This window comes from Rhodobacter sp. NSM (assembly GCF_052244495.1).
Classification (GTDB): Bacteria; Pseudomonadota; Alphaproteobacteria; order Rhodobacterales; family Rhodobacteraceae; genus Cereibacter_A.
Genome location: NZ_JBQPXH010000032.1, coordinates 1 through 14,373, shown reverse-complemented (window position 1 = coordinate 14,373; position 14,373 = coordinate 1). Strand labels below are relative to the sequence as shown.

Genomic DNA, 14,373 nt, shown 5'->3' with positions numbered 1-14,373 from the left:
ATCACGCGACGGCGTGTTCTGGGACTTCAACGAAAGCCGTGACAGCGTCATCGTCACCTGGAATGACGTGGGATATTTCGCGTCCCACACGAACAGGCTGAACACGTTCCAGTTGGAGCTTCGCGACCGCGGTGCGGGGAATGTCGAGATCATCTTCCGCTATGACGACGTGAACTGGACGACCGGCGATGCTTCGCGAGGCTCGGGAGGACTTGGTGGCATCGTGGCGCATGCGGGCTTCTCCCTGGGCGACGTCTTCTTCGAACTGCCTGCCTCGGGCAACCAGGGTGCGATCCTTGCGCTCGAGGACACGCCCGGGAATCTCGGGGTAACCGGCGTCTGGCAGTTCCTGATCGAAAACGGCGCCCCCTCGGGTTTCGGGACGCCAGAGCGCGACATCTTCAACGGCACCGGCGGGCGGGACGTCTGGTTCGGTCTTGCCGGCAACGACATCCTGCGCGGCAGGAGCGGGAATGACGGTCTGTACGGCGACGCAGGCCAGGACACGATCCGGGGCGGGTCGGGTGATGATCGCCTTTATGGCGGCGCAGGCAGCGACCAGCTGTTCGGCGAAGCCGGCGCGGACCGACTGAACGGCGGGGCGGGAAACGACATCCTGAACGGTGGATACGGAGCGGACTGGGCGGAGTTTCTGACCAGCAGCCCGGTGACCGTGAACCTGCGCCTGACCGGGCCGCAGAACACTGGAGACGGACGCGATCGGCTGATCAGCATCGAAAACGTGGAGAGTGGATCGGGCCATGACGTGCTGCGTGGCACCGACGGAAGCAACCGCCTGAACGGCAACAACGGCAATGACCGCCTTTACGGTTTCGGTGGCCGCGACCAACTGCAGGGCGGAGCAGGGAACGACCGGCTGGACGGAGGGAACGGAGACGATGCGCTAAGCGGCGGCAGCGGAGCCGACATCCTGATCGGAGGCAGTGGGCGCGACACGCTTTCCGGTGGTGCCGGGAACGACCGGCTGACGGGCGGCGCTGGAGCCGACATCTTCGTCTTCACCCTGGGAGCGGGAACGGACCGCGTGCGTGACTTTGCCAATGGGGAAGACCGGTTCGAGATCCGCTCCGGCGCAGACTCCATGGCCGACATCCGGGTGATCGATCGTGGCGCTGATGCTGAAATCCGCTTCGGCAACGTTCGCATCCTCGTCGAGGACACCGACCACAGGCTGATCACCGGCAGCGACTTCCTCTTCACCTGAACATCTGCAGGCAGGTCTCTCCGCCCGTCCGGCGGGGAGACTTCGCCGAAAAAACGGAAGATCCCGCCTGCTCCCGGGTGCCAGAACATCCATCAAGCGGCGCCCCCAGCTTCATCAGCAAAGCGTCAGGTTGGGCCGGAAATCCGAAAGCCTGACACCGCGGGCAGTGTCAGGTCGGTGGGCCCATCCGCAAGGGGAGGGCGCGTTCCGGCCGCCGCGGTCGCCCGGAGCGGCGGCCGGTCCCGGCTCCGGCCGCCTCTCCTGGCGGACCGGGTTCAAGCCGCCTCGCACAGCCGCAGGACGCTCACCGGCTCGACATGGGCAAACCGCTCCGCCACCTCGAAGGCCACGCCCGGACGATGCGTGACGGCAAGGGACAGGATGCCCCGCCGGCGGAGGGCGGCGCGAATGTCGCGTTCGAGCCGACTGGACAACTGCGCCCTGTCCGGCCCGTGAAGATCCTGGCATACCCAGAGGGTGCCGGCGCCGTCGCTCATCCGCACCAGTTCCACGAGCACCGGAACGTGCTTCCATTCCGCGTAAGCCGCCACTCCCAGCGCCGCGTTCAGGATCCTTCCCGAAGAGGCACCGGCAAGATCGCACCCGTACTGCTCGGAGAGACGGCCGAACTCCCGTGCCGAGCGCAGGAAGCGGAGGTCCGTGTCATCGGGCAGGTCGCAGAGCTCATCGCCGTACCAGAGCAGCACATGACTGGCCCAGTCGTGAAAATTGAACAGGGCGCCTTCCTCCAGGGACCGCGCAAGATCATCCTCCGTCAGCCGACTGCAGGACTGCAGCAGGAAATCCGTGATCTGCTCGATCCGGTTCGCCACCTCCGGCGTCCGGATCGCGCGGACCACGCCCGGCCTCAGGTAGGCGGCCCGCAGCCGGTCGAGGATGCGCAACAGGGAAGAGGTGACCGGCTCTGCCTGCCGAAGACACTGCGCCTGCCGACGCGCACGCGGATTCCTGTCCGACAGAAGCGTCACCAGGAGGGCATAGTCGGCCGGCTCCAGGAGCGGATCGCACCCGATGCGCGCAATCACCGAAGCAAGTCCGGGCACATCGCCATGAAGGGCGGCGACGATCGCGGCAGGCTCGGCAGACAGCAGCCACTCGACGAACCCGTCGAGCGGCAGGTCGGCGAGGGCGGGCGGGAGGCCGGGATCGCTCTCGAGAGCCGCCAGGGCGGCAAAGACGGCCGAACGCCGCTCCGCCCCCGCCAGGGCCAGCGGACCGATCAGCTGCCGGCCGGTCGTGGCTTCGAGACGGATCAGGACGGGCAGGACCCAGCCGCCGGGCACATCGGGGCGTGGACCCTTGTCGGAGTGGCAGGCGAACTCGTGGCGCGGCGTCATGATATCCTCCGTGAAATAGGGCAAAAAATGCTGGCGAGAGACTGCCGGACCCCGGAAGGGTGTCGGCGCCCGTTCGAAAAGATCCCGGACGATACAGGGAGCCGCCTCAACTTCGGCTTCCGCAGGATCCCGAGACGGGATGATCGAATACCTCCGGTTCGGCTCAACCCCGTCTGGGGGGTCGAGCAAAGATGATGGTTTTGAATCGTTTCAAAGGCAGCAGGATCAACGGATCGAAGGATTCCAGAGCAATCCCAAAGAAGGAAATTGTCTTAAGTATAAGTATTTATTATCTTTGGAATAAATAGCAAGACAGGCCCTCCCCGCCCAAAGGCGTACGGCCTCCGGGGCAGCAGGCCGCTCGAACCTCGGCCGGCCCGAAGCGCACGAGGCGCGGCCGGGTGGCGGGCACAGGCGGGGGCAACCCGGCTCGCCGCGATCACCAGCGGTGTATCGAAGCGAATGCGTGCGGCTGGTGCCGCCTACAACTCGGGGTCCGCTGATGTGTCCTGCAACAGGTCCTTCATCTGTGCGGCTCGCTGAGCCGCATCGGATGCGACCGGTCCCTTGACGGCATCCGGCACCTGATCGCCGACCGCGAGCCGCGCCCGTTCCAGCGCGAGGTCGAGACGGTTGCAGCCGTCCGACGTACACGACCGAGGCAAGGCTCAGGATGTCGTAGAGGGGTGCGAGGCGGAAACGGCCGCGGTGCTGCAATTGCAGGCTGAAGTTCCTGGCGTGACCATCCGAGGCACCGATCGGGCCGGGCGTTGCGCGCCATCTCAGGATGACTCCCTGTCGGTCACGCGGTTCGTCGCCGACAGTTCGGCACCGAGGGCCTCGAGGAGGCGCAGATAGACATCGAGGCTTGCCGAGACGACCCCGTTCTCGATGTCGGAGATCGTGGACTGTGCTGTTCCAGTCATCTCGCCCAGCTGCTTCTGACTCAGTTTGCGTGCAGTGCGGCACGCACGCAGGACGGTCCCGGCTTGTCGCAGGCTTCGAATGGGGGATGAGGGTGATGTCCGCATGAGTGCGTGTATAGCTTACAAGCTATTAATCGGCAAATATGGCTCTCAAGCTATAAAGAGGATATATAGCCCATAGCTATCGAGCGTGAGCCACAAGCCGATTATCTCCGCAGGTGCAACGGCGCGCACTGCCTCCCAAGAGGCCTGGCAGCCTCTGATGATGGGTCGGGTAGCCCCTCCTGACCCGCTGCCATCACAGGTGGGGGACACCGGGAACGATGATCTCTCAGTCTGCCTGCTGCCCAGCGAGGCCCGTAGTGAGCACACTCAGCCCGGGGACGTCCTCAACGCGCCGCCGGGTGCGGGCGCCCGACCCGTCTCTTCATTGGCTTTCGCTTGGGACAATATAATATCCTTACCAAGGAATAATCCTTCTCAAAGGATATTATAATGTCCTTTAGTCTCAACCTCGACACGCCCTCCGAGATGCAGGATCGGGTTCGCGCCGCAGCCCGCGGCCGCCGGCTCGCGCTCGGGCTGACCCAGAGCGAGTTGGCCACGCGGTCCGGAGTTCCGCTGGCGACCCTGAAGCTCTTCGAGCAGAAGGGGCGGATCAGTCTCACCGGCCTGCTCGCCATCGCCGACGCGCTCGACGCCGTCGCAGGCTTCGGCGCCCTGTTCCCGGCCGTCGAAGCAACCCGTCTCGACGATCTTGACCGGCCCGCAGCGCGACAGCGCGCCCGCACCCGCAAGAGTCCGTGACCATGGTCCGACGCCTCCGCGTCGAGATCGCCTTCGACCCGGACGATGTCCGTCCCGTCAGCTTCTCCGACGGTCCCGGCGGCGGGCACCATCTCGCCATCGCCGGAGAGGGGCGCCGGCCCGGCCGGCAGCACCTGGAGTCGATCGGACGAGCGCTCGGGATGAAGCCCGCGGCGATCGCCGCGCTCGTTGATCCGGTTCGCGCCGCCATTGCCGACTGGCCGCGGCACGCCGATGCAGCCGGAGTTCCGGCGCGGCGCGCCAGGCAGATCGCTGGCTGTTCGCCGGGTGAAGCCGGGCCGCGGGACACCGTCATTTCCAGGGTTCGGGCTGCCGGAAAAGCAAGTCCCGAGATCGCCTCGGGATGCCCGCATGGACGGCGGGTCCCACTGGACGGGATGCGTCAAGTCAAGGGAGCATCTTCTTGCACCTTTGCACATGTGCTCCGCCCAATGCTGTTTCCTGTTGCCCGGCCATATGCCACAAGGGTCGTGTCTCACCGCATCCAGCGGGAGCAAAGCCCTGCCCCTGTGACCCTTCATGACACATGACCCGTCCCACGATGCCCGGCACGAGACCCGACCGCATGGGTTGCGGCCCTTCTGCGGCTGGGCCTTCGAGACGGCCTCCGGACTCGAGGAGCAGTGCGGCATCCGCATCCTGGGCCCGTTGTTCGAAGCGAGCGATCTGCGGCGCGCGGCCGCCTTCCTCGCCCTCGCGGCCTGGCACTCACCCACCGATCGGCACAAGATCCTCTTTCGCGGGCTCACGGCTGAGGAATTTTCCTCGTGGCTGCTCCGGGAAGATCCCAGTGAGATCGCAGACCTCCTCGAGCCGACCTGGCGCGATCCCCGGAAACTCGCCCTGCTCGGCCACGAGCCCCTTCCCTCTCCGACCGGCTACTGGACGACGCGTTCCCCCGGTTACGAGTGATCAACAGCACCTCATCCGAGGCGGGCGGCACGGTGTCCATGCCCGGTCCCCGGCGCGCGTCGCCAGCCTGATCGGAACGTGCAAGATGACGAGGTCGCCTCCTGCGCCCAACCGGTCCGAGCCGGCCGGGCGGCCTTGATGGCGGCATCAAGGGCGAGGAGATCGCTCTGGCGTGCGATCGCCTGAGCGACCGGGATACCAGGTGACGCCCGGCTTGCCGAAGACGATCCTCCGGACATATGCTGACGGATATTGTCCTTTTTTCCAGCCGCTTTCGGATGTGGCGACAGGTTTCGCGGCTCCTGCTGGCTCAAGCCCGCAGGGTGCCGGATCGCCCGAGCCAGATCATCCGGCGCTCTCAAGGGTATTCAGGTGAGCAAATTCCAACTTGTCATGTCGTCCCTGATCGGGATCGCGATCGCGGTTGTTGCGAGGTTTGTGCATCGGTCCATGGTCTTCGACAACACGACCATCCTCTATCCGTTCTTCAACGAGGATTTCTGGATCGCGCTGGCGGTCTGCCTCCCGGGAACATTGCTTGCCGCCGTGATCCTCGCCCATCGTGCGGACATCGTCCGGACAAGAACCGCCGGACACGGGACGAACCCGCCGGAAGACGGGCGCAGCAACGACGGCACGTCCCTCCATGCCCTGGGCGTCCTGACATCCATCGTTCTCGGCCCGGCACTGCAATTTGCATGGCTTCACGGCATCGTGCCCCAGGACGGATCGACATCCGACTTCAACGGCGCCTCCGTCATCCTGGTCTCCGTGTTCGGCTGGCTGCCGGGTGGCCTGATCGGCGGACTGATCGCGAACAGCGTGAGGAAGGGCAGTCTCTCCTGGATAACCAGCCTCGCCGCCTTCTCCTCGATGTTCGTCTGGGCGGTCGGATCGATCGGCGCCTTCTGAAGCACGGTTGCCGTCTTCGCCTGCGCCCGGGCACCGTCCCGACAAGCGAACCCGTCACATGCGCACGCGAACTCGGTGCAGGCGTCTTGTCCGCGTCCCCCGGAACCAACTACGGCCGGAACCAACTACGGGACGAGAACCACGACGCCGTGCCGGTCTCCGTCAGGGGTCATGGCCTGAAGCACAGAGGGCGCGCCGACACCTCCGGCAGGACAAGCGGTGATCCGGTCCATTCCGGAATCCTCGGGTAAAAACGCAGCATGTGGCTGCACATCCCGGTCACATTTCGGGAACCTGCAGCCTCCCGCATGCGCTGACTGCACTGTGGCCGACAAGGGGAGCTTTCCTGCCACGCCGGCTTCCGGCGCATCCTTCGTCCGATCGCATCCGCGGCTCCTTCCGCCGCGAGACCCAAGAGACCTCGAGAAGCCGGGACTCCGGATGAAGTTGCTCATGCGCCAGGTTTCGCTGCTTACCGGCCAGGTGAGCCGGCATCATCGCGACATGGTGCCCGATCACATCGTGGCCCTCTGCACCGAGCCGCTGGTGGCCGCCCTCCTCGGTGGACGGCCCGCCCTGCCCTTTGCGGGCCGTCGATGGCTCCTGACCGCCAGCGCCGAAGGCCAGGCCCTCCTCGCCACTCTCTGGGCCGGCCCCTGGCAAGAGCGCGCGCCCCTTCTCACCTCCGGCATCGCGCTGCGCGCCCGTGAGGCTCCGGCCCTCTGGAGCCGTCTCCACGAGACACCCCTGCCGTTGCAGGCCGATCCCGGCCAGCCGCCCCGGGCCCCCTGGATTGCCGATCGTCTCGAACCCGCCGCCATGGATCATGCTCACATGCTCCCATGGACGACAGATTTCAGCCGTGCCCTGGCCTGGGCCTGGTTCGCGCTCGCACGGCGCCTGCCGGATTACCCGGCCTGACGCACGGGAGGCTGCTCACGGATGTCCCGCTGCTCGTGATACCGGCTGACGATCTTTCCCAGAACGACCAGCACCTCGTCGCGGAACCCGCGCCCCAGTGCTGCCACGAGATCCGCGTCGGCCTTCTTCAACAGCCCCGTCGCCGCGAGGACCGACAGCGCTTCCCGCTCAGGCTCGTAGAGCGCCAGATAGCGGAGCCGCTCCGCCGGCCGATCCCGGACCCATTCCCGCGCAACGGCGGACGGAACCCGCATCCGATGGAGCACATATTGCGCAAAGGACAGGGGATCGCGCCTCAGATCGGGAAACTGGCCGCGGTGCAGAAGAACGGAGCGCGCCCGTGCCACCGCCAGCCGGCCGTGGCCTTCCAGCCAGGCCGGGACCGCGCCGCCCAATCCGTAGGGAACATGCATCCTCACGAAACCGGGGAGCGTGGCCGGCGAATCCTCCCCCACCCTTTCGGAGGGGCGCAGCTCGAGACGGGCCGCCTCCCGCATCCGACCTTCGGTTCCCCGATCGGGATCTCGCATCTCCGCATGATGCCCCACGGACATGCCGATGCAGAGGTGGGGATTGTCCATCATACCCTCGAGATCTGTCCCTTGAACGCCCGGACATTGCGCCGAGTCACACCGACATCGAAGTGTGCATAAGCATGCGCGCCGATGGCCGCATGAACTTAAGTTCGGCCCCCATGCGCCAAAGGTGCATATCGCGACCTCCCCCGAGCTGCGGCGCGGCGTCAGATACACCATCATGGGGATCGTGACGAGGGGTGGCCCATCTTATGGATGCGCGGTTCAGGACGAGACGAAGGCCCAGGCCGCGAGCCAGCTCAGCCCGGTTCCGACGAGAAGAACCTGCCCGAGCGAGGTGGCCAGGACGAAGACGGTAGCGATCAGCCCGAGGGCTGCCAACAGGGTAATCATCAGAACGACCGCGGCATGGACCAGAAACGCGAGGCCCAGCAAGAAGCCCGCGATGCGCCCCTTCGGGAGTTCGGACGCCAAGGCCATCGTGGCCAGACAGGCCACCGTCAGAAACAGGTAGCCCGGATAGAGCACGGGGCGGGTCGAAATGAACGGATAGCCCAGCCTGGAGGCACGCGGCAGATCCGTGAGATGCCCGAGATCGCCTGCGATCTCGCGCACCGCCCAGGCATGCGCAAGGGCCAGCAGGAGCGCCAGCAGCGGCAGGGCGAGCATCAGCAGGAATTCCGCACCCTTGTCTCGACTATCCGTCATCATCATCTGTCCTTTCAATGCAGCATCGGCCGGCGCCCGAGCGCCCGGAAATCGTTTTTCAGGCGCTCGAGTCCGCGGAGCGTCAGCCGTCCGCTCTCGATTTCCGCCCTGATCCGCGCCACGACACGCTCGTCCACCTCCAGCCCCTCCAGGATCCGGATGACGAGCCGCTCGAGATCGGCGCCCGTGGGATGGCTCACGCGGAAAATCGTCACGCGGTCGAGGAGCGGGGCGCCGAGCCCCTCAAGGCTGTTGGCCGTGAGGATCCAGGTGACGTGGCTGAGATCGACCGGCGCCTGCAGGTAGGGGCAGCGATAGCTCGCCGCGGTGGAGCGCTGCAGAAAGGGCAGGAGGGCCTGGCGCGGATCCCCCCCGGAGGAGCTCGTCTGTCCCTTCTCGACCTCATCGAAGATCACGCAGGGATTTGCCACGCCGCTCTCGTGGATCAGCCTCACGGCCTCCCCGGGATGGGAGGAGTTCCACTGGAAATCGCTCCCTCCGACCGGAAAGCTTGCCGTCATGCTGGCGCCCTCGAGGCGCGAGCAGGGCAGGCCCGCCAGGTCGGCCAGCCGCTCGGCCATCCGGGTCTTGCCGCAGCCGGGCGGTCCGAGCAGCAACAGCGGCGGAAGACGGACCCATCCGCATTCGTCGAGACTGTCGAGCGCCCTCTGCCAGGCCCATGCGAGCGGCTCCCGGAGCCAGGGGCTTTCAGCGAAGAGGGCGGCAAAGAGCCCGTCCACCTCGTCACGCGATCCCGGGCCCGCAAGCCGCTTCGGCCTGGCCAGCGCCTCGCGCATGGCATCCCGGCCGCGCCGGTCCTCCCCCGCCTTTGCCGGAGCCGCATGCAGCACGATGTGGCCGGCCGGGACATCGCCCTCCGCGGTTCCGACGAATGAGGGTCTGGCGGATGCGGTCCCGGCAGCCCCCTCTCCTCCGGAAGGATCGCCGGCCAGCTGCATGAGGCGCGAGCGCATCTCGAGGATGACGTCCAGCCACAGCGGCTCGACCATCTGCAGCTCGCGCAGCCGCCTCCTGACGGCCTCATGAGGCTCCGAGCAGGCCCGTCCGAAGAGGAGCCTGTAGATCCCGAGACCGGTCGGTCGCTTCAGGAACGCCCATCTCTGCGCCTCATTGTGATGCGTCGAGGCGTCCATTTCCCGCAGCCGTGCCCATTCGCGCCGGAAGCCGGCCGGCGTGGGGGGAAGCTCGTCGGCCTCCCAGTCGTCATGGAGATCGTCTTCGGAAAAAGGCACGGCCACCCCCAGGGTCCACGGTCAAGCTGATGCGGATTGGTAGGAGGCCCGGGACTCGAACCCGGTCGCTACGCTGATCTGGCGCTAAGGGCTTATAAGACCCCGCCGCACACCCGTGCCGCCTCCCGAAATCGGAAAGATCAGCGTATCGAGTGATGGGCGTGCCGGTTCGACATGCCGAAAGTCATGACGGCGGCCGAATCGGCTGTCAAGATAAAAAATCCGGATGGGAGGATCTCGAGCGCACCGGCGCGACGTCGGCAGGCGAGGCTGCAGGACAGGCCGGAAACGCACGGACTGCCCGTCGGCTGCCCTCCCATTTCCTGCAGGGCGCGGGGGAAAGCCGCGGGCATCGGCGCTTCGGGGCTGCGCCATCCCGCGGAGCGCGGAATGCGGAGTTCGGGCGCGTGGCGGTGGAGACGAGACGGCCGGACCTCCCGCAGACGGCGGCGGCGCGGGGCGGGAAGATCGGCCTCATCGAGGCCGGGTTCCTGTCCGGACCTGGTCGGCCATGGCTCCAGCCAGGTGTCGCAGGCCTTCCCTGAGGCCTGCCACCTCTCCTTCCGGCCCGTGCCCGAAAAGCCCGGTCTCGACAAGCCCGGTCTCGACAAGCCCGGTTTCGAGAAGCCCCCGATCAGGAGCGGGGGCCGCTCATCAGCCAGATCCGGATATGGTTCTCCAGGGCCTTTTCGGGCCGGGGATGTTGTGCGGCTCCGGCCCGATAATGCCTGCGGGCATCGTGAACCCCGTATTACCGGATCGGGAAAGGATCCAGGGGGATCGCCAGTCCGCTCAGAGCTCCCGACGCAAGGCTTTCACTCCCACAAACGGGCCAGCTCGATCGGCTCGCATGGCCGGAGCGGACGCACGCATCAGGATCGTGCCACATCCGATCCTTGGCCCACCACCCCCGTGACGGCGACAGGAACGAGCCGACGGGAAGAAGGACAGGGCCGACAGGACCCCGGAGACGATCCCTGGAAGATCCGGACTTTCCCTGCCTGATGCCTCCTCGGCACGACCCCTGCCCTTCTGACGCGGCAGGCCCGGGATGCAGACTCTCCGGATTTCGGATACGCCACCGAAAACGAGCGAGTCGAACATGCCGGAAGCTTCTCCTCCCAGGAACCTGACGCCGGGCCTCTGCCGCAGGATCGAGGCGGACATGCTGGAGGCTTGCCGTCAGGTGGCCCGGACCCACGGCCTCCTCGCGGAGAGCCTCGGAGTGAGGGCGATGGACCTGCGCTGGACCTTCGAGTTCGGCATCCGCGTCTCGATCCCGCTGCCCGACGGGACGGCGCTCGACCCGGAGCGCATCCTGTTCGAGGCGCTGGCCGAGGAGTACGGATTATCGCCGGAGGACTATGGCCGCGAATTCTCGACGGGACGCGCACGCTTCCGTATCGCGGGCCTCGATCCCCGGAGGCCCAGATACCCGGTCTCGGCCGAACGCATCCCGGACGGCCAGGGGTTCAAGTTCACGGCCGACCATGTGGCGCTTCTGCTCAGGGCCGAAATGAAGGATGTGACGCCGGAACGGTAAGGGGATGCCTGCCGCGAGCGGACGGGAGCGGGACCCGGGTCCGCGCCGGGGCCGTCCGCTATCCCGCCTTCTGGAGCTGCTCGACAGGGATCTGGGTTCTTGTCTTCCCGCCGAGAATGTCGAGGAGGATCCAGACACGTCTGTCCTGGTCGATCTGCTCGATGGTCGCGACGTAATCGGCGAAGGGTCCTGCGACGATCCTGATGCGGTCACCGACGGTGAGCTGATCGGGGGGCAGGAGGCTTCCGTCACTTCCACATCTCTGCTGCAGACCGGCGATGAGGGCGTGGGGGACGGGACTGGGAACGTTCCCGAAGGTGACAAGACGCGAGACGCCATATGTCGAGTTGATGGCGCGCCACCGGGGAAATTCCGGATTGAAGCGGACGAAGAGATAGCCCGGGAAGAGCTGCTGGACGGTGGTCCGGAAGCGGGTTCCGCATTTCCTCGTCTGGTTCTGGGTGGGGGAGAAGATGGAGAACTCCTGCCGCAGGAGGTTCCGCTCGGCGATGCGGAAGGCATTGGGCTTTGTCTGGACGAGATACCAGGGGGCGATCTCGGGGAGGGTCTGGTGGCAGGTCACGCGCGATCTCCGGCTTCATCGAGAGCGAGATCGTCGCGCGCGTCTGTCCGGCCCCGGCTCGTCCAGGAGGCGGTTGTCTCGCGGATCCGCGCCCGGACCGGGGGAAGGTATCTTCCGCGCCCGGAGGCCAGGGCCATTCCGGCCATGTAGGTGGCGATGAAGAGGGCGCCGAAGGCCAAGAGGGTTGCGAAGGCGATGAGGGGCTGGTTCCAGAGCAGGACGCCGGCGATGACGGGAGCCGCGACCATGGGCATGAGGATGAGGGTCGTGAGCGGGTTTGCGATCCGGCGTGCCTGGCGTCCGAGGATGAGGATCTCGAGGGCCCGCATGACGAACTGGTGGAAATGCAGCCGGTCGGGCTCGTCGGAGCGGCGCCCGGCGGTGCGGCGGCGCCAGATGGCGAGGAGCGTGTCGGCGACGGGCCAGAAGAAGATGAGCAGGACGGCCCAGGGCGTGAGCTCGCCGATCCGCGACATCGAGAGGATTGCCGTCCAGGCCAGGAGATGTCCGATCGCATAGGCGCCCGCGTCTCCGAGGAAGATCCGTGCCTGGGGGTAGTTGAAGATCAGAAAGCCGGTGAGGGCGGAGATGAGCAGGAGCGCCATCCAGACGAGGCCGGGGTCTTCCGCCTGCAGGGCGACGGCGGCGAGGCCGAGGGCGGTTGCGACGCCGGTGAAGCCGGAGAGGCCGTTCATTCCGTCGATGAGGTTGAAGGCGTTGCAGACGCCCATGACGGAAAAGATGCTGAAGGGAATGGCGACGACGGCCCAGGCCATGAGGAGGTCGAGGCCCGGGATGCCGAGGCGGGGGAGCCAGACCTGCAGGGTGACGACCGCGATCAGGCTCGAGAGACCGGCGGCGGCGAGGCGCCCGGCGGGCGGGATCCGCAGGCCCAGGTCCTCGGCGAGGCCTGCGAGGGCCACGGGGGCTGCCGAGACGAGGATCAGGATCCAGGCGGTCGCGGTGACATGGGGGACCAGGAGCGATCCGAGCGCCAGTCCGGCGAGAACGGCGAGGCCGCCGAGACGGGGCGTGGGGGTGCAGTGGCTTGCCTGGACGGCGCGGAGATCGTCGCGCCGCAGGACAAGGGAGATGTGATGGTCCCTCGTCCAGGCCACGAGTGCTGCGGTGAGTGCGGAGGCGGAAAATGCCGTAATGATGGAAATCCATTCGCCGGATGTCATCGGGCCCTCCAAATTGCTTGAAATCGCAATCTTGATAGGGGGGGCCTTCCCGATCTCAAATGGACGCCAAAGTTGACGGCAATGTCTTTCGCTACGGGCATTTCCGGGCTGCCGGCCCGGTATTTATCGTAGGTCTGCAATCTCCCGGCGGATCCGCCCGCGCCAATTGCGGCGGGCCACGAAGGAGGAAATTGAAATCGCCTTTCGATAGATCCCTGAGATGAGCGCCATACTTTCGGCGGTTCTCCGGGGCAGCGCCCGGCCGCACTGCGCGCCCCCCGTCGCGTGCCGCGGAGTTTTTCCCAAGGAAACATCGGCCCGAAGCCCGGACCGAGGCGGATGTCTTCCGCGGGGTTTCCCGCTCTGCGCCGGGCCTGTTCGGCTTGCGTTCCCCTATCCTTTTCTCGGTGGTATGGGTTTTGCGATACCTGCGATATCGGACCTGACCGTCCGGTCGGATTTCTGTTCGGATGGCTTTGTGCTTCTTGCGGATCCAGGGGATTGCGCGCGTTTCGGATGAATTTGGAGCCGGTCTCGCCTTTCCGGGGCATCGGTTTTTCGCGGTGCCTTTATGAGTGTCAGTCGCCGGGCCTTGGTTCAGGGAGGCAGCGGCGTAAAAAGAGACGGGATCGCCGATGCTGCACCGACTGACGATTGTTCTTGTGGGGGGGCTGACGGTTCTCGGAGGCTGTTCCGAAGGCCATGTGCGCTTTCCGGTGACGCAGGGCGCGCAGAAGGCGCTTCCGGAGAACATCCATGTGATCCGGCTCGACGCACAGAACATCCGCAGCTTCGAGCTGCCGGCGGAGCCCCACCAGGCGACACGCCTGTCGGCGGGCGGGGGATGGGACTACCGGATCGGGGTGGGAGACATCCTGGGGATCACGGTGTTCGACCATCCCGAACTCATGCTGCCGGGGGACGAGGAAAAACGCGGGGAGAGCGGCTTCCGGGTCCAGGCGGACGGGACGGTGGCCTATCCTTACGTGGGGTCGGTGCGCGCGAAGGGCCGGGCGCCGGAGGAGGTGCGCGAGGAACTCCGGACGCGGCTTGCGGCCTTCATCCCCGATCCACAGGTGGATGTGCGGGTGCTGGCCTTCAACTCGCAAGCGGTGAGCGTGACGGGAGAGGTGCAGAGCCCGAACCGCCAGCCGCTGACCACGGTGGCGCTGACGCTTCTCGATGCGGTCAATGCGGCCGGCGGGCTGACGGAGACGGCCGATGCGCGCCGGGTGACGGTCCGGCGGGGCGGGACCTCCTACAGGGTCGATCTCGAAGGGTTCCTGAGCGGCGGGCTTGGCGGCAACAACCCGGTGCTGCGGCCGGGCGACATCGTGACGGTGCCGCGCCGGCTGGCGCGCGAGGCCTATCTCCTCGGCGAGATCGTGAAGCCGGCGGCGGTCGATCTCTCGGTCGAGCCGCTGACGCTCACCCAGGCGCTGAGCCGGCAGGGCGGGATCCTCGAGCGCCGGGCGGATGCGCGC

General features: G+C 66.6%; 15 protein-coding genes. 7 read left to right on the top strand and 8 right to left on the bottom strand.

Translation table 11 applies throughout. The features are described from left to right. Positions 1–1,225, top strand: a 1,225-nt coding sequence (locus tag ACTVZP_RS21745) for a nidogen-like domain-containing protein (protein ID WP_443214229.1), incomplete at its 5' end; no start/stop codon positions are given. Positions 1,226–1,500: 275 nt separating this feature from the next. Here ACTVZP_RS21745 and ACTVZP_RS21740 read toward each other — a convergent pair. The 3 genes from ACTVZP_RS21740 to ACTVZP_RS21730 all read right to left on the bottom strand — a co-directional run bounded on the left by ACTVZP_RS21740 (position 1,501) and on the right by ACTVZP_RS21730 (position 3,614). Next, positions 1,501–2,583, bottom strand: coding sequence for a hypothetical protein (locus tag ACTVZP_RS21740; protein WP_443214228.1), 1,083 nt, complete (start codon positions 2,581–2,583; stop codon positions 1,501–1,503). A 225-nt stretch (positions 2,584–2,808) separates the two neighbouring features. Beyond that, a complete protein-coding gene (locus ACTVZP_RS21735; RefSeq protein WP_443214227.1) occupies positions 2,809–3,300 on the bottom strand; it encodes a hypothetical protein in 492 nt (163 codons plus the stop codon). 65 nt (positions 3,301–3,365) lie between these two features. Continuing rightward, positions 3,366–3,614 carry a helix-turn-helix domain-containing protein gene (locus tag ACTVZP_RS21730; RefSeq protein ID WP_443214226.1) on the bottom strand — a complete coding sequence of 83 codons (249 nt, stop codon included), beginning with the start codon at positions 3,612–3,614 and terminating at the stop codon, positions 3,366–3,368. Between the two features lie 390 nt (positions 3,615–4,004). Here ACTVZP_RS21730 and ACTVZP_RS21725 point away from each other — a divergent pair, with 390 nt between their 5' ends. From ACTVZP_RS21725 to ACTVZP_RS21710, 4 genes are all read left to right on the top strand, one after another. After that, positions 4,005–4,316 (top strand): helix-turn-helix domain-containing protein, encoded by a 312-nt coding sequence (locus ACTVZP_RS21725; protein WP_443214225.1) that lies wholly within the window; start codon positions 4,005–4,007, stop codon positions 4,314–4,316. Between the two features lie 540 nt (positions 4,317–4,856). Continuing rightward, positions 4,857–5,249, top strand: coding sequence for a hypothetical protein (locus ACTVZP_RS21720; protein WP_443214224.1), 393 nt, complete (start codon positions 4,857–4,859; stop codon positions 5,247–5,249). Between the two features lie 372 nt (positions 5,250–5,621). Then, entirely contained in the window at positions 5,622–6,161 is a 540-nt protein-coding gene (locus tag ACTVZP_RS21715) for a hypothetical protein (RefSeq protein ID WP_443214223.1), read from the top strand. A gap of 453 nt (positions 6,162–6,614) precedes the next feature. After that, a complete protein-coding gene (locus ACTVZP_RS21710; protein ID WP_443214222.1) occupies positions 6,615–7,082 on the top strand; it encodes a hypothetical protein in 468 nt (155 codons plus the stop codon). On the opposite strand, the gene ACTVZP_RS21705 is transcribed toward ACTVZP_RS21710, so the two are convergent. The 3 genes from ACTVZP_RS21705 to ACTVZP_RS21695 form a co-directional block, all read right to left on the bottom strand. Then, the gene (locus tag ACTVZP_RS21705; protein ID WP_443214221.1) at positions 7,070–7,663 is read right to left on the bottom strand and encodes a hypothetical protein; all 594 of its coding nucleotides are present in this window, start codon (positions 7,661–7,663) and stop codon (positions 7,070–7,072) included. The two genes, ACTVZP_RS21710 and ACTVZP_RS21705, sit on opposite strands and share 13 nt — an antisense overlap. Before the next feature lie 219 nt (positions 7,664–7,882). After that, complete coding sequence (locus ACTVZP_RS21700; RefSeq protein WP_443214220.1) at positions 7,883–8,326, bottom strand: hypothetical protein; 444 nt, start codon at positions 8,324–8,326, stop codon at positions 7,883–7,885. A 14-nt stretch (positions 8,327–8,340) separates the two neighbouring features. Continuing rightward, positions 8,341–9,579, bottom strand: a complete 1,239-nt coding sequence (locus ACTVZP_RS21695) for an AAA family ATPase (RefSeq protein WP_443214219.1) — start codon at positions 9,577–9,579, stop codon at positions 8,341–8,343. Positions 9,580–10,681: 1,102 nt separating this feature from the next. Between ACTVZP_RS21695 and ACTVZP_RS21690 the strand changes: the two genes are divergently transcribed. Next, positions 10,682–11,122, top strand: coding sequence for a hypothetical protein (locus tag ACTVZP_RS21690; protein ID WP_443214218.1), 441 nt, complete (start codon positions 10,682–10,684; stop codon positions 11,120–11,122). 58 nt (positions 11,123–11,180) lie between these two features. Here the strand turns inward: ACTVZP_RS21690 and nusG are convergent, their stop codons facing one another. Both nusG and ACTVZP_RS21680 read right to left on the bottom strand, forming a co-directional pair. After that, positions 11,181–11,705, bottom strand: a complete 525-nt coding sequence (gene nusG, locus ACTVZP_RS21685) for a transcription termination/antitermination protein NusG (protein ID WP_443214217.1) — start codon at positions 11,703–11,705, stop codon at positions 11,181–11,183. Then, positions 11,702–12,889 (bottom strand): MraY family glycosyltransferase, encoded by a 1,188-nt coding sequence (locus ACTVZP_RS21680; protein ID WP_443214216.1) that lies wholly within the window; start codon positions 12,887–12,889, stop codon positions 11,702–11,704. Before ACTVZP_RS21680 ends, nusG begins: the two co-directional genes overlap by 4 nt. Before the next feature lie 635 nt (positions 12,890–13,524). Here ACTVZP_RS21680 and ACTVZP_RS21675 point away from each other — a divergent pair. Next, positions 13,525–14,373 (top strand): polysaccharide biosynthesis/export family protein (locus ACTVZP_RS21675; RefSeq protein WP_443214215.1); only part of this gene is annotated, 849 nt, incomplete at its 3' end.

Bases quoted from the DNA above. Each gene is read 5' to 3' on its own strand.
- ACTVZP_RS21690 (WP_443214218.1), top strand. From the start codon at position 10,682: ATGCCGGAAGCTTCTCCTCCCAGGAACCTGACGCCGGGCCTCTGCCGC.
- ACTVZP_RS21705 (WP_443214221.1), bottom strand. From the start codon at position 7,663: ATGGACAATCCCCACCTCTGCATCGGCATGTCCGTGGGGCATCATGCG.
- ACTVZP_RS21720 (WP_443214224.1), top strand. From the start codon at position 4,857: ATGACACATGACCCGTCCCACGATGCCCGGCACGAGACCCGACCGCAT.
- ACTVZP_RS21730 (WP_443214226.1), bottom strand. From the start codon at position 3,614: ATGCGGACATCACCCTCATCCCCCATTCGAAGCCTGCGACAAGCCGGG.
- ACTVZP_RS21725 (WP_443214225.1), top strand. From the start codon at position 4,005: ATGTCCTTTAGTCTCAACCTCGACACGCCCTCCGAGATGCAGGATCGG.
- ACTVZP_RS21710 (WP_443214222.1), top strand. From the start codon at position 6,615: ATGCGCCAGGTTTCGCTGCTTACCGGCCAGGTGAGCCGGCATCATCGC.
- ACTVZP_RS21680 (WP_443214216.1), bottom strand. From the start codon at position 12,889: ATGACATCCGGCGAATGGATTTCCATCATTACGGCATTTTCCGCCTCC.
- ACTVZP_RS21700 (WP_443214220.1), bottom strand. From the start codon at position 8,326: ATGACGGATAGTCGAGACAAGGGTGCGGAATTCCTGCTGATGCTCGCC.
- ACTVZP_RS21740 (WP_443214228.1), bottom strand. From the start codon at position 2,583: ATGACGCCGCGCCACGAGTTCGCCTGCCACTCCGACAAGGGTCCACGC.